This window comes from Streptomyces sp. NBC_00102 (genome assembly GCF_026343115.1).
Classification (GTDB): Bacteria; Actinomycetota; Actinomycetes; order Streptomycetales; family Streptomycetaceae; genus Streptomyces.
The window spans coordinates 2145435-2159533 of record NZ_JAPEMC010000001.1 but is presented as its reverse complement, the minus strand read 5'-3'; the positions used below and the strand labels follow the sequence as shown (position 1 = coordinate 2159533).

General features: G+C 72.7%; 10 protein-coding genes. 4 read left to right on the top strand and 6 right to left on the bottom strand.

Annotation, left to right across the window (positions count from 1 at the left end):
• Positions 1-360: 360 nt before the first annotated feature.
• From OHA55_RS09480 to OHA55_RS09465, 4 genes are all read left to right on the top strand, one after another.
• Positions 361-1356 carry a carbohydrate ABC transporter permease gene (locus OHA55_RS09480; protein ID WP_266704697.1) on the top strand — a complete coding sequence of 332 codons (996 nt, stop codon included), beginning with the start codon at positions 361-363 and terminating at the stop codon, positions 1354-1356.
• A 105-nt stretch (positions 1357-1461) separates the two neighbouring features.
• Positions 1462-2292 carry a carbohydrate ABC transporter permease gene (locus OHA55_RS09475; protein WP_266710494.1) on the top strand — a complete coding sequence of 277 codons (831 nt, stop codon included), beginning with the start codon at positions 1462-1464 and terminating at the stop codon, positions 2290-2292.
• 103 nt (positions 2293-2395) lie between these two features.
• Positions 2396-3847, top strand: coding sequence for a GH1 family beta-glucosidase (locus OHA55_RS09470; protein ID WP_266704695.1), 1452 nt, complete (start codon positions 2396-2398; stop codon positions 3845-3847).
• Positions 3848-4180: 333 nt separating this feature from the next.
• Complete coding sequence (locus tag OHA55_RS09465; RefSeq protein WP_266704693.1) at positions 4181-5212, top strand: LacI family DNA-binding transcriptional regulator; 1032 nt, start codon at positions 4181-4183, stop codon at positions 5210-5212.
• Between the two features lie 194 nt (positions 5213-5406).
• Here the strand turns inward: OHA55_RS09465 and OHA55_RS09460 are convergent, their stop codons facing one another.
• From OHA55_RS09460 to OHA55_RS09435, 6 genes are all read right to left on the bottom strand, one after another.
• The gene (locus OHA55_RS09460; protein WP_266704691.1) at positions 5407-5958 is read right to left on the bottom strand and encodes an adenylate kinase; all 552 of its coding nucleotides are present in this window, start codon (positions 5956-5958) and stop codon (positions 5407-5409) included.
• 264 nt (positions 5959-6222) lie between these two features.
• On the bottom strand, positions 6223-7425 hold the full coding sequence (locus OHA55_RS09455) for an ABC transporter substrate-binding protein (protein WP_266704689.1): 1203 nt from the start codon (positions 7423-7425) through the stop codon (positions 6223-6225).
• Positions 7422-8345, bottom strand: coding sequence for a hypothetical protein (locus OHA55_RS09450; RefSeq protein WP_266704687.1), 924 nt, complete (start codon positions 8343-8345; stop codon positions 7422-7424). Before OHA55_RS09450 ends, OHA55_RS09455 begins: the two co-directional genes overlap by 4 nt.
• Complete coding sequence (locus tag OHA55_RS09445; protein WP_266704685.1) at positions 8342-9790, bottom strand: VWA domain-containing protein; 1449 nt, start codon at positions 9788-9790, stop codon at positions 8342-8344. Before OHA55_RS09445 ends, OHA55_RS09450 begins: the two co-directional genes overlap by 4 nt.
• 115 nt (positions 9791-9905) lie before the next feature.
• A complete protein-coding gene (locus OHA55_RS09440) occupies positions 9906-12302 on the bottom strand; it encodes a tetratricopeptide repeat protein (protein WP_266704683.1) in 2397 nt (798 codons plus the stop codon).
• A complete protein-coding gene (locus OHA55_RS09435; protein WP_266704681.1) occupies positions 12299-14092 on the bottom strand; it encodes a serine protease in 1794 nt (597 codons plus the stop codon). Before OHA55_RS09435 ends, OHA55_RS09440 begins: the two co-directional genes overlap by 4 nt.
• Positions 14093-14099: the final 7 nt, after the last annotated feature.

Here is a 14099-nt window from a genome sequence, read left to right as displayed (position 1 = left end):
CTCCCGGCCCGTCGCCGAAGCCGCACCTGCGGCCTCGCCGGCCCGCCGCCCAGGGCGTCTGCGCAGCTGAACCGCCGGCCTCCCCCGGCTCGTAGGCGCAGACGTGACGCGGCTCCACCGGCCCAAAGGCTCAGGACCCCGTCCGCGCAACCGAACCACCGGCCACTCAGGCCCGCACCACTCCGCTCGTTCCGCCGTCCGGCTCCGCACACGCCGGCCCCGGAACCGACGGTTCCGCCCATCCAGCCCCACACGACCGGCACCGCTCCGCACCGCACCGGGACACGCACTCCCGCAGCCGGGCCGGCCCGGTACCGATCGACGCGCCCGCCGGCGCACCCCAGGGAAGGACTCCCGCCCGTGGCAACCTCGACCCCCACCCGGGACGCCTACGTCCCGCCACCCCGTGGTTCCCGACAGCAACCGGCGAGCAGCCGGCAGACCTGGCGGAGCCGGCTGTGGCGGTTCGACGACAAGGCGTCCCCGTACGCGTACATAGCCCCCTTCTTCCTGGTCTTCGGGGCCTTCGGCCTCTACCCGCTCATCTACACCGGCTGGATCGCCCTCCACCGGGTCGAGATGACCGGCATGGACCAGATGGAATGGGTCGGCTTCGACAACTTCGTCAAGATCTTCCAGGACTCGGAGTTCTGGACGGCCGTCAGCAACACGTTCCTCATCGGTGTCATGTCCACCGTTCCGCAGCTGCTGGTGGCGCTGGGCCTGGCCCACCTGCTCAACTACAAGCTGCGTGCCAGCACCTTCTGGCGCACCGTCATCCTGACGCCGTACGCGACCTCCGTCGCCACCGCGGCACTCGTCTTCGCCCTGGTCTTCCGGACCGACGGCGGACTCCTCAACTGGGTCCTGCACTTCGTCGGCTTCGGCGACACCAACTGGGGCAACGGACACTGGACTTCGAAGATCGCCATCTCGGTCATCGTGATCTGGCGGTGGACCGGCTACAACGCGCTGATCTACCTCGCCGCGATGCAGGCCGTGCCGGGCGACCTCTACGAGGCGGCCTCGCTGGACGGCGCCAACCGCTGGCAGCAGTTCCTCAAGGTGACCATCCCGTCGCTGCGGCCGACGATCCTCTTCACGATCGTCATCTCCACCATCGGCTCCATGCAGCTGTTCGGTGAGCCGCTGCTGCTGGAAGGCGGCGCGATCGGCGCCATCGGCGGCACTGAGCACCAGTACGAGACGCTGAGCATCTACCTCTACAACTACGGCTGGAACCTTCAGCACCTCGGCCTGTCGGCTGCCGTGGCCTGGTCCATGCTCGCCCTCCTGCTGGCCATTGCGTTGATCAACTGGATCATCAGCCGCTTCGTACGCCGTTCCGCGGCCTGACCGGGAGCGATACCTCTCATGACCATCACCAGCACCCCCGCCAAGGTCTCCGCCCCCGGGCGGCCGAAGCCGGACCGCCGCGCTCCCCGCAAGGGCCGCCTCGCCATGGGCGCGGGCGACACCCACAAGGCCGGGCCGTTCACCTACATCGCGCTGATCGTCATCGGCATCGGCTCGATCCTGCCGCTGTACTGGACGTTCGTCGCCGCCTCGCACACCCAGGACGAAGTCCTGGCCAGCACCCCGCCGTTCCTGCCGGGCGGCCGGCTCTGGCACAACCTCCAGGCCGCCTGGGACGGTGCCAACCTCGGCAAGGCCATCGTCAACACCCTCATCGTCTCGGCGTCCATCACCGCCGCGACGCTGTTCTTCTGCACCCTCGCCGGCTACGCCTTCGCCAAGATGCGCTTCAAGGGCCGCGGCTGGCTGATGACCGCGGTCATCGCCACCCTGACGATCCCGCCGCAGCTCAGCGTCGTCCCGCTGTTCATGATGATGTCGGACATCGGCTGGGGCGGAAAGCTGGAGTCGGTGATCTTCCCGACCCTGGTCAGCGCGTTCGGTGTCTTCTTCATGCGGCAGTACCTGCTGGAGGCGCTTCCGTACGAGCTGATCGAGGCCGCCAAGATCGACGGCGCGAGCAACTTCCGCATCGTGCTCAGCGTGGTGCTCCCGGTGGCGCGTCCCGCGATGATGGTGCTCGGCATGCTCACCTTCGTCCAGGCGTGGAACGACTTCTTCTGGCCGTATCTCGCGCTCAACCAGGCGAACCCCACCATCCAGGTGGCCCTCGGTCAGCTGAGCGCCTCGTACACGCCGGACCAGTCCATCGTCATGGCGGGCGCCCTGATCAGCACACTGCCGCTGCTGGCGGTGTTCGTGGTCTTCGGCAAGCAGATCGTCGGCGGCATCATGTCCGGCGCGGTCAAGGGCTGAGCAACCCCGGCCCGCATCTCCGGTAGCCCGCGCGGCGCCCCCACAGGTGCCCGCGCGGGCCCGGATCCCCCCTCTTCCTCTTCACCCATGGGAGCGCTCCCGCATGACAGCTGTACGCCCTGACCTCGCCCCCAAGCAGGCCGCCGACGCCCTCGTCTTCCCGCCCGGATTCGTCTGGGGCGCGGCCACCGCCGCCTACCAGGTCGAAGGCGCGGCCTCGGAGGACGGCCGCACCCCGTCCATCTGGGACACCTTCTCCCGCACCCCCGGCAAGGTCCGCAACGGCGACACCGGTGACATCGCCGGTGACCACTACCACCGCTTCCGCGACGACGTGGCGATGATGAAGGAGCTCGGCCTCGGCGCCTACCGCTTCTCCATCTCCTGGTCCCGCGTGCAGCCGACCGGTCGCGGCCCGGCCGTCGAGCGCGGCCTCGACTTCTACCGCAAGCTCGTCGACGAGTTGCTCGAAGCGGGCATCAAGCCCGTCGCGACCCTCTACCACTGGGACCTCCCGCAGGAGCTGGAGGACGCCGGCGGCTGGCCCGAGCGCGCCACCGCCGAGCGGTTCGCCGACTACGCGGCGATCATGGCCGGCGCCCTCGGCGACCGCGTCGGCACGTGGACCACGCTCAACGAGCCCTGGTGCTCCGCCTACCTCGGCTACGGCTCGGGCGTCCACGCCCCCGGCCGTACCGACCCCGGCGCGGCGCTCCAGGCGGCCCACCACCTCAACCTCGCCCACGGACGGGCGATCGAGGCTCTGCGCGCTTCCATCCCCGCCAGTGCGCAGACCTCGGTCACCCTCAACCTCCACCAGGTGCGCCCGCTCAGCGACGCTCCCGGTGACGTCGACGCGGCCCGCCGCATCGACGCGGTCGGCAACCGGGTCTTCACCGGCCCGATGCTGTACGGCGCGTACCCCGAGGACCTGATCGCCGACACCAAGCACCTCGTCGACTGGTCGAAGCTGGTGCACGACGGCGACCTGGCGACCATCTCCCGCCCGATCGACGTCCTGGGCATCAACTACTACGCCCCGACCCTGGTCACCGACCCGTCGGACGGTGGCGCGGAGAGCAACAGCCACGCCCACGGCGACAGTTCGCACTCGCCGTGGCCCGGCTCCGAGCACGTCGCCTTCCACAAGGCCGACGGCAAGCCCGTCACGGCGATGGACTGGTCCATCGACCCCGACGGCCTGCACGCCCTGCTGGTCGACACCGCCCGCGAGTTCCCGGACGTCGCGCTCATGGTCACCGAGAACGGTGCCGCCTTCGACGACTACGTGTCGCCCGAGGGCCGCGTCGAGGACCCGGAGCGCATCGAGTACCTGCACGGCCACATCGACGCCGTCCGGCGCGCCATCGCCGACGGCGTGGACGTCCGCGGCTACTTCCTCTGGTCGCTGATGGACAACTTCGAGTGGGCGTACGGCTATTCGAAGCGCTTCGGCATGGTGTACGTCGACTACGCCACGCAGACCCGCATCCCCAAGGCGAGCGCCCACTGGTACTCCGACGTGATCCGCCGTCACGGGCTGCCGCAGGCCTGACGCTTCGGCACCCACGGCGACAGACCAGGGGGTGTCCGGGGAACCGAGGCCGCCTGACCGGCCTCGACTCCCACGGACGCCCCCTCGGCGCAGACGGCCTCCCCGCCCACCCTGCGTCCCGGGGACGCTCCACACGCCCCCGACACCGGGACCCGGCTGCTGACGCAGCCGGGTCTTCGTGTGTCCGGGGGGTGTCCCGTACGATTGGGAGCGCTCCCAAATTTGGTGCTCTTCGGCAGCCCCCGGGTCCGGAAACGTGTCAAGGGAATCTTTCGACAGGGCTTTCTTCGACATATTCGACTGTGAGAAGTTGACGGCGAACGGGAGGCGGACATGGTGTCAGCACGCGTACGGGGCGGCGGACGGCCGACGCTCGAAGAGGTCGCCGTCAGGGCGGGCGTGGGCCGCGGCACGGTCTCCCGGGTCATCAACGGATCGCCGCGGGTCAGCGACCAGACCCGCGAGGTGGTCGAGGCCGCCATCGCGGAACTGGGATACGTACCCAACCGCGCCGCACGCGCCCTGGCCGGAAACCGCACCGACGCCATCGCGCTCGTGGTACCCGAGCCGGAGGCCCGCTTCTTCGCCGAGCCCTACTTCTCCGACATAGTGCGGGGGGTGGGGGCCGCCCTCGCCGACACCGACATGCAGCTGCTGCTCACCCTCGCCGGCAGCGACCGCGAGCGCCGCAGGCTCGCCCAGTACCTCACCGCGCACCGCGTCGACGGCGTCCTGCTCGTCTCCGTGCACGCCGACGACCCACTGCCCGAGCTCCTGGAACAGCTCGGCATGCCCTGCGTCATCAGCGGCCAGCGCGGCGCCGACGAGCCGCTCTCCTCGGTCGACTCCGACAACTTCCAGGGCGGCCGCAGCGCCGTCTCCCACCTCATCGCGCAGGGCCGCCGCACCATCGGCACCATCACCGGCCGGCTGGAGGTCTACGGCGCCCAGCGCCGCCTGGACGGCTACCGCCAGGCCCTCGCCGAAGCGGGCCTCGCCCCCGACGAACGCCTCATCGCCCTCGCCGACTTCACCGAGGAGGGCGGAGCCCGCGCCATGCGCGAGCTGCTCGCCCGCCACCCCGACATCGACGCCGTCTTCGCCGCCTCCGACGTGATGGCCGCCGGCGCCCGCCACGTCCTGCGCGAGGCCGGCCGCCGCATCCCGGACGACGTGGCCCTGGTCGGCTTCGACGACTCGGTGGTGGCCCGTCACATGGAGCCCGGCCTCACCAGCGTTCGCCAGCCCATAGAGGAGATGGGGCGCGCGATGACCGAGGTCCTCCTCCAGCAGATCACCGACCCCACCGACGAACGCCGGCACCTCGTGCTCCCGACCGAACTGGTCGTCCGCGCCTCCTCGTAGGGGGCGGGACCGCTCCGGCGGGCTGAGAGCCTCCCGGGCCGGGGAGCCCTGCGGGCGGGGCGTCCGTGGGGCTCCCGCCGGCCCCCGGGGCGCTTGTGGCCCCCTGGGGCTCCCGCCGCCCCCTGGGGCTCCCGCCGCCCCCTGGGGCTCCCATCGGCCCCCCGGGGCGCTTGTGGCCCCTGATGCCGGAGCGCTCAGCCCGCGCCCTCCGCCGTACCGGGCGGTCCCCCGACGCCCCGCAGCCACCGCCGGGCGTCCCGGGGCGAGCCGAACCGCACCACCCGCAGCGGTACCTCGCGCGGCGCCCCGGCCCGCCTGCCGATCTCCGTACGCCGTGCCGCGTGGCCGTACCAGGACGACAGCACGGGATGGTCCCGCGACAACCACTCCACGGCCCGTTCCCGGTTCCCGCCGAAGATCCGGCGCCGCGTCAGCGTCCGCAGCAGCGAACGCCGCAGCACTCGCGGCATGACGACGCGTCGGGGGTAGTCCAGCCACACCACCGTGTCGGCCCGCTCCCAGATCAGGTCGCGGACCTCCGGGTACCCGTACGAGTCGAAGATCCAGCGGTCCTCCCCGACGATCGCCGCCACCTCCCGCCCGAACTCCGGGCTCACCGCCCACCCCGGCCCGGAGAAGTGGAGCGCGTCCATCTCGTACCAGGGCACACCCAGCCGCGCCCCGAGGGCCCGCGCGAGGGTGGACTTGCCGGCACCGGTGATGCCGACGACCAGGATGCGTCGCATCGGGGCAGCGTAAGGGGACGAGTGGGGGCCGTGCGAGGGAGAATCTTCCGGACCCGTCGATCTGCTCCCCAGGGACGGGTCACGGATCACCGGACTCACGGCCCGTACGCCGTCAGGGCCGGCTGCGCAGCGGGTGGTCTGGCCGTAGAAGGCGCGGGTGCGCTCGGGGTCGGTGGGGCGCAGCATGGTACTGCTGCTCAGTATGTTCACCATGCCCACCGTCGCTACGCCGCCCCGGAGGCCCGGGGCGCCCCGCCGCCCCGGTCAACCGCCGCTGCAGACCGGCAGGTTCTGTGCCACGCGCAGGTCCTCCAGTTCCTCCAGCCGGTCGTCGAGTTCGCCCGGGGCGACGAGATGGCGCAGCACGGCCTGGTGGAAGGCGTCCCGGGTGGCCCGGGGCATCGCGTCGGAGGCGTCCCAGCAGCGGATTCCGTCGGCGCCCCGGAGGATGTTCGCAATCCTCCGTTCGGTTCCGTCCTGTCCGTCGTCGGAGGGGGCGGCCCTGTTCGCCGCGTACTCCGGCAGTGCGGTGGAGGGGTCGGCCAGGTAGCGGATCAGCTGCTCGGCCTCCGGGGTCGGGTCCAGGACGGCCGCGAGGTCGCCGGACACCTCCCAGGCGCCCGCGTTTCGCCCGGGGGCGGCGAGGACGTCGGAGAAGGGGGCGAAGTCGCCACCGGCCGCCCGCTGCCAGGTCTCGGCGCGGAAGGAGCCCTGGTGCTCCAGGCGGTCCGGCGGGCAGGGGTCGGCGAAGTCCGTGACGAGGGCCTTCTCGACCCGCTCGCCGCCGCCCGCGCCCACCATGTCCGCCCAGGTCCTCCAGGCTTTCCGGACGGCGCCGTCGGTCCACGGCAGCTTGCCGTCGGCCCAGTCCTCGTACACCTGCGGCCCCGCCTGCTGGAGCAGGATGTCTTCCACCCAGTCCGTGCCGGGCCAGCCGGAGGTCGCACCGGACTCCATGCCGAGGCACCACCGGTCGGGCGCCGCTCCGGGCGAGGGCGCCTGTCCCGCGTACCACACCATGCTCTTCAGGCCCGTCTTCACCGGCAGCCAGTACGTGTGGGGGTCTTCGTCCCCCACGGAGATGTCGGGAGCCCAGAAGCGGTCGTACTGGTCGGGGTCGAACAGGCCGTCCAGCGAATGCAGCCGGCCCTCCACCGCGTAGGCGAGGAGTTCCCCGGGGCCGGGCAGCACCGCCACGTCGGGCGGGTCACCGGCCGCTATGTCGGCGGCGAGCACCTGACTGAGCGCCGAACTGCCCTGGTAGATCACATCGATCCGGTACTTCTTCTCGAACGGCTCGATGACGTGTTCCTCGAACTGCGCGCGCTCCTCGCCGCTCCAATTGGCGAGCAGGGTGACGGAGCCCTGCGGACCACGGGCCCATCGCACCCCGGCGTACACGCCGGAGGCGACCAGGACCAGGCAGACGCAGAGGATGCCGAGCGTGCGGGACCGGGGGCGCCTCACCGCGGCACCCGGAACCGGTACTCGGCGATCCGCGGCCACAGTCCCCACACCGCCAACGCCACCACCACGACTCCTCCCAGCAGAACCCACTCGGACAACGACGCCCAGAACCAGGCGTGCCGGAGCGCTCCGTGCACGTCGTCGGCGGTGTCCGGCACCTTGGCCGCGGGAACCGGACGCACGATCTCGGAGAGTGCGCCGCTCATCGCGCCGTGTACGGCGACCGTGTGCCAGGCCAGCGTCGGCACGCCGGTGACGCACAGCGCGGTGGCCCCCAGCAGACGCAGGTCGACCGGGCGGCGGAAGCGGTGTCGCAAGAACCGCTGGGTTTCCAGCAGCGCCGCGCAGAGCAGCGTCCAGAGCACCGCGACCGTGCCCCAGCCGAGCCACAGCGGCCAGGGGAAGGACGCCTGCCGCCGGGCCTCTGCCACCTGCCCCGCGCGCAGGTCGGCGAGACGGCTCATGATGTCGCCGCCGGTCCCCGGGCCCAGGACCCGCTCGGCGTACTGGAGGTAGGCCGCGCGCAGTGGGGAGCCGGCCGGTTCTCGCCCCCGGCGGTCCAGCCAGATCGAGTAGACGGCGATCAGCCCGGTGACGGTCTGGAGGTCGTGGCGGCCCTCCAGGCCCATCACGTTCTCGGACGCGGCGACCGCGAGGCTCTGCTGGGCGACCGAGATCCGGGTGTAGAACTCGCCGCTCGTGTCGCCGCCGGCCCCACTGTTCCGGACGATGTCGTGCGCCTCGTACAGGGCGTTGCGGGCGGTGTCGACGGCGAGGACCGCGGGCGTGGTCGCGTCGGACAGCGGAACGGCGTCGCCGTGCACGCCCCGGTAGGCGAGGAAGAGCACCAGGGTGGTGGCGGTTCCCAGGGCCACCAGCCCTCTGAGTCTCCGGGCCAGGTCCCGGCCGGTGGTGCTCACGGCCGCTCCTCGAAGCGGTGGCCGCACGACGGGCAGAACCTGGCGGTGGCCGGGGACTTGTCGGAACACCGCGGACAGCGCACGGTGGCCCCGCCTGCCGTCGGAGCGCCCGCCGCGCTCCCGGACTCGGGGCCGTAGGTGCTGTGGCTGGCGGCGGTGATCAGATGTTCGAAGTCGGCGGCGGTCACGCCGGGGCGCAGCGCGACCCGGCCGGTCTCGGGGTCGTCCACGTGCACCAGTCGTGCCAGCCGGTCGAGGACCTCACGGGCACCCATGGCGTGGGCCAGCTGGACGCTCCGGCCGAGCTGGTGCTCGGCCAGGTCGAGCCTGCCGCCGCGGTGGGCGTCGGTGGCCGCGGCCAGGGCCTCGCCGAGCCGCTGATGCTGTTGGAAGTGCTCGACCTGAACGTCCGTGTGCTGGGACAGGGCAGGGTTCTGCGTCCAGTGCACCAGGCAGGGCTGCGGCGGTGGGAGCCGCGCCTCCCCTCCGGGGACGTCGACGGCGATGACCGCGAGCTGGAGGTCCTCCTGGCGGGGGCGGCCCGACGGGTCCGCCGACAGGCACAGCTGGTAGCGGCGGGTCTCGTCGCCCCAGGCCCGGGTGACGAACCGGCCGTCGCCGTCCGCCTCGGCGGTCAGCTCGGCCTTGGCGGGAAAGACCTGCTTGAGGTAGCGCACCGAGCAACCGGGCATCGTGGTCACGGAGATCGTCAGCTCGGGCACCGACTTGGTGAGGAGACCGTCCACCAGCCTCTCGTACGCGGCGGGCAGGTCCCCTTCCTCGCGCACCGAGTCGGCGCGGCCGTGCAGCCGGGTGGTGATGCGCACCAGTTCCCGGCCTTCCCAGTGGTCGCCGATGCCCCAGGCGTCGCAGACGAACCGGCCCGCGCAGTTCTCCAGCACCTGGTCGAGCGGCATCTGCTCGTCGTGCTGGTTCTTGCCGTCGGTGAGCAGCAGGACGTGTCCGATGGGCGCGTCCTGTTCCGCCAGCAGCCGACGGCTCAGGTCCAGCCAGGTGCCGATGCAGGTGCCACCGCCCGCGACCAGGTCGTGCACGGCCCGCGCCGCGCGCGCCCGGGTGCCGGCCGAGGCCAGGGCCATCCCGGGGGTGACCGGGTAGACCATGGCCGCCTGGTGGTCGCCCCGCACCACCGCGAACGGGGTTCCGTCGGGCAGTTTGCGGATCGCCGCGAGCGCCGCCTGCTGGGCCGCGTGCAGCTTCTCCACCGGCCAGCTCATCGAGCTGGAGCAATCGACGGCGAGGACCTGCGCGAGCATCGGTCCGTCCGTCCGGCCGCCGCCCCCGGTACCGTCCACCCGGACGCTGAGGACGCAGTGCATCTGGGGGTCCGCGGTCCCGTCGGAGAGGTACTTCCACTGGCTCGTCTCCAGCCCCACCACGACCTGCCCGGCCGTCCCGCCCGTCCGGGGCGTCTCCGTGTCCACGCTGTCCGTGCCCCCTCGTCGAAGTCCCGTCGTCCTGCTCGTACTCGTACTCGTACTCGTACTCGTGCTCCTGCTCGTGCTCCTGCTCGTCGGCGGTGTCCCCACCGCCGTGTGCTCACGCCGTGCCCCGCCATCCCCGCAGCAGCGAGCGCGGGCCGGGCGGTTCGGGGAGCACCGAGTACGCCAGATCGAGCAGGTCGCCCCGCGCGTCGGCGCTGCGGGCCTGGTCGGCCAGGCCTTTCAACGACCGGTACAGGAGTCCGCGCAGGGCCTCCTCGGTGTCCTGCGGACCGAACAGCTCACCGACGGGAAAGCCGCCGCCCCAGCCCTCCGGCGGGCGGTGGGTGAGGGCGTGCTCCCGCACTTCGGTCACCAGCCGGTCCCGCGCCCCGCTGTCGTCCAGGTGCAGCCCGGCGAGCCGCCGGGCTGCCTCGCGCAGTTCGACGCCGGCCGGCCTGGAACCACCGGGCAGCCTGCCGGTCAGCACCCGGACCGCGGCGACACGGGCGGCGTCGTAGTGCCGGGACGTGGTCGGTACCTCGTCCAGGACGTCGACAGCCGACCGGCGGCCGTCCCTGCGCAGGCGCAGCCGGGCCACTCCGAACGCGGCGCTGCCCTGCGTGGGATCGCGTCGCCTGACGGCCTCGTAGTACTGCTCCGCCAACTGCTCGCGGGCCGCAGCTTGGCCGGCCCGCGGCCGCTCGGGGCGCGGGGGACGGCCCCTCGCCCCTCCGGCGTCCGCGGCGTGGGGCCGTGCGGCGGGCTCGCGCAGCCGCTCGGCCAGGTACTCGGAGCAGTATCCGAGGGCCAGCTTCGGCGCGGCCTCACCGGGCAGCGCGGCGTAGGCGGCGGCGAACTCCCCCTCCGCCTCGTCCACCGCACCGCGCGTGAGGTGCGCCAGCCCCCGGTGCCAGAAGATCCGCCAGTCGTGGGGACCGCTCCATTCCTCGGCCCGGGCCACCCACGCCCCGGCGCGCTCCGTGTCCCCCGCGTTCAGATAGGCGCGGCACAGCCACAGCGCGGTCTCCGCGGTGCGCAGGGCCGGATCGGTCTCCGCCTGTTCGGCGATGCGGTCGGGAGTGCCGGCGGCGAGCCCGCCGAGCAGCACCGCCGCCGGGTCCGAGGCCTCGGGGCGGGGGACCGGCAGGGCGCGGGCCGCGTCCCGGGGATCGGGGGCGCCGGCCGGCAGCACCGGCACCCCGCCGTCCGGGCGTTGCGTCCACCGGTCCAGCGCGGGGGCCGTACCGAGGTCGTCGCCGAAGACGGCGGCCGTCGCCCCGAACCGGGTGGAGCGCTCCGGGTACGGCTCGTGCCCGCCCAGCGCCTGGTGCTCACGCAGCACCTCCCACAACTGGCGGGACATCTCCGCCGCCGAACGGAACCGGGCGGCCGGCTCGGGGTGGGTGGCACGGCGGATCAGTTCTTCGAAGGAGCGTGCGGCCAGACCTGCGGGCTCGGACGCCCGTTCGGCGAGCACCTTCAGAGTCCGGCCGACGGTGTAGAGATCGCTGTCGACGGTGAAGCCGCGTGCGTCGCGTTCCTTCCTCGACGGCGCGTAGCCGTTCGTGTGGACGAGCCCGGACGAGCGGTCGTCGGTCCGGCGGATGGCGCCCAGGTCGATGACCTTGATCTCGCGGCCGTAGTGGATGACGTTCTCGGGTTTCATGTCGCAGTAGAGCAAGCCCTGGTCGTGCAGGTACTCCAGCGCTCCGAGGATCTTGCAGCCGTAGGTGATCACGTGACCGAAGGTGAAGCCCTCCTCGCCGAACAGCCGCTCCAGTTCCTCCTCGGGGGCGAACCGGATCCAGGCCAGGGACCGGCCGCCGACGTACTCCATGACGATGTAGCCGGTCGGTTCGGCATCGCCCGGCGCCCGGTGCCCGACGTGGGTGACGATGCGGACGATGTCCCGGTGATGGAGGGTGGTGAGCGACCGGCGCTCCTCGACGGCCGCCCGCCGGGCCACGGCGTCCCCGGTGTTGATCAGCCCCTTGAGGACGACGTGCAGGCCGGGCACGCGGGTGTCCTCGGCCAGGTAGACCCAGCCGTGGCCGCCGACCGCGAGGTAGCCGAGCACCTCGTAGTGGTCGCCGACCCGGTCGCCGGGGCGCAGTTTCGGCAGGAACGAGTACGCCGTACCGCATTGCGGGCAGAACCCGTGGTCGGGAGCGGGGCCGCCGTCGTACGAGATGCCGATGGTGCCGGCGCAGTTGTCGACACCGCAGCGCCGGCCGCCGGAGGGGGGACGGGCTTCGGTCCGGACCGCCTCGGACGGTGGGGGCGCGGGCAGATACGGGAGGACCAGCAGTCCGTCACGGTCCAGCGCGCCGACGGGCGGAGGGACGGGACGGGGCGCGGACGCCGGCGGTTCGGCCGGTCGGGCCGGGACCTCGGCGGGACGGGCCGGACGCGCCGCAGGAGCGGCGGGACGGCGGAAGCAGGTGTCGCAGAAGCCGGTGACCATGATCCGGCCGCCCCGGCAGTCGCCTCTGACGCAGTCCGTGCCGCTCATTCCGGTCGCCCCCCGTCGCGGTACGGGGAAACGGCCCCGTACCCGGTACCGCAGTCCGCGCCGCTCCCCGTATACCTGTCGTCGGGACCGCTCCCCGCACCCCCGTCGTCCGGACCGCTCCCCGCCTCCCCGCCGGCGTCGACCCGGTGGGTGAAGTCGTCCACCGCCGCCTCCGCCGCGCGCACGTCGCAGGGGGTTGCCCGGAGCAGGGAGTGGGCCCGCAGGTAGAGCTCGTCGACCGCCGGATCCTCCGCGCCCCGCGTGGCGTGCTGGTGCAGGACGTGGTAGCTGCGCAGCCGGCCGGTGAGTTCGTCGCGCCGGGCGGCCAGCAGGTCGAGGTGGCGGAGATGTCCCGTCAACCGGGCGGAGACCCGGTCGGCCAGCCGTTCGTACCGGGCCGGATCAGGTCCGCCGCCAGGGGCTCTCGCCCGGAGCAGGTCGAAGAGGGCGGCGTGCACGGCCACCAGATCCGCGTCGAGCGGAGGAACCTTCTCCGGCACCACGGTCGAGCGGCGCTCGAACACGGCCGCGGCGAGGGGGCCGGTGATCTCCCGCAACCGCTCCACGAGCCTGTCCCGGCGCTCCCGTGCCGGCCGGTCCAGCAGGAGCCGGCACGCCTGGCGGTGGTGTTCGCCGTCCGTACGGAAGACCAGCAGCAGGCGACTGCCTCCCGCGCGCAGTACGTCCAGGAGCTCCAGCAGCGCCGGAGGGTCGAGCGCCTCGTCCACGCCGACGACGACCAGAGTGAGCGTGACCTTCGCCGTCCTGATGCAGTCGGCCGGGGATTCCCCGGTGTGCTGCCACAGCCCCATGCGCTCGGCGATCCGCTCGGCGATCTCGGCCGAAGCCAGCCCCCCGGCGTGCAACGCGAGGTCGTGGTCTCCGGCCGACGGGACGGTGCCGGGCGGTTCGAGGAAGGTGCGGCCGACGGAGACCGCGGTGCGTAACTCCCGGTCGGCGAGGGTGACGGCGCGGCGCAGCGTGGCGGCGCGCGCGTCGTCGTCGTGCCCGACCACGCTGATCTTCAACGGGGTGCCGTCGTCCTGCAGCCAGTCGGCGAGGCGCTGGGCGAACCGCTCGTCGAACAGCTCCCGGGCGGCGTCGTCCTCGGTGGAGCGCAGCCGGGCGTCGACCGCCGCGCGCCCCACCGTATAGGCCTCGACCCCGGGCAGATGGCGGACGATGGTCTCGGCGGGTGTCATGTAGGAGTAGAGGTTGCCGTGCTGGTCCCGCTGGCCGCTGAGCACCATCCCGATGACCTCGCCGGTCAGGCTGTCGGCGACCCCCGCGCCACTGCACCCCGGGCTCGCCACCTCGCCCGGACTGGCCGGGCTCATCTGCACCTGCCCGTCGCGTCCGCAGCCGCCCACGACGGTGGCACGGAACCAGATGCCGCCGTTGTGGTCGAGCGGGAAGCCGTACATCCGCACCCTGCGGTCGGGTGCGGACAGCCGGTGGAGCCGGACGGCGTCCCCCGGCGGCCGGGACTTCTCCAGCCGCAGCAGGGCGACGTCCCCACCGGGATCACCGTCCTCGTCCAGGGCTTCCGGTACGTAGGCGTCGCCGTCCACCCGGGCGAGGACCGCGGGTACACCGTGCCCCGGCGCGCCGACGAACTCGGCGGTGAGGACGGCCCCCGCCCCGCCCACCACGTGGGCGCAGGTGAGCACATGGTCGGCGCTCAACAGAATGCCGGCCCCCGCGATCTCACCGTCCGCTCCCCGGAGCCGCACCGCCCAGCTCGGCGTCTCCATCGACGAGACGGCCAGGACTCCCCCGTCCGCAGCCATGCCCTGG

Excerpts from the sequence above, each read along its gene's own strand:
- OHA55_RS09465 (WP_266704693.1), top strand. The coding sequence starts at position 4,181 with ATGGTGTCAGCACGCGTACGGGGCGGCGGACGGCCGACGCTCGAAGAG.
- OHA55_RS09460 (WP_266704691.1), bottom strand. The coding sequence starts at position 5,958 with ATGCGACGCATCCTGGTCGTCGGCATCACCGGTGCCGGCAAGTCCACC.
- OHA55_RS09470 (WP_266704695.1), top strand. The coding sequence starts at position 2,396 with ATGACAGCTGTACGCCCTGACCTCGCCCCCAAGCAGGCCGCCGACGCC.
- OHA55_RS09440 (WP_266704683.1), bottom strand. The coding sequence starts at position 12,302 with ATGAGCGGCACGGACTGCGTCAGAGGCGACTGCCGGGGCGGCCGGATC.
- OHA55_RS09475 (WP_266710494.1), top strand. The coding sequence starts at position 1,462 with ATGGGCGCGGGCGACACCCACAAGGCCGGGCCGTTCACCTACATCGCG.
- OHA55_RS09435 (WP_266704681.1), bottom strand. The coding sequence starts at position 14,092 with ATGGCTGCGGACGGGGGAGTCCTGGCCGTCTCGTCGATGGAGACGCCG.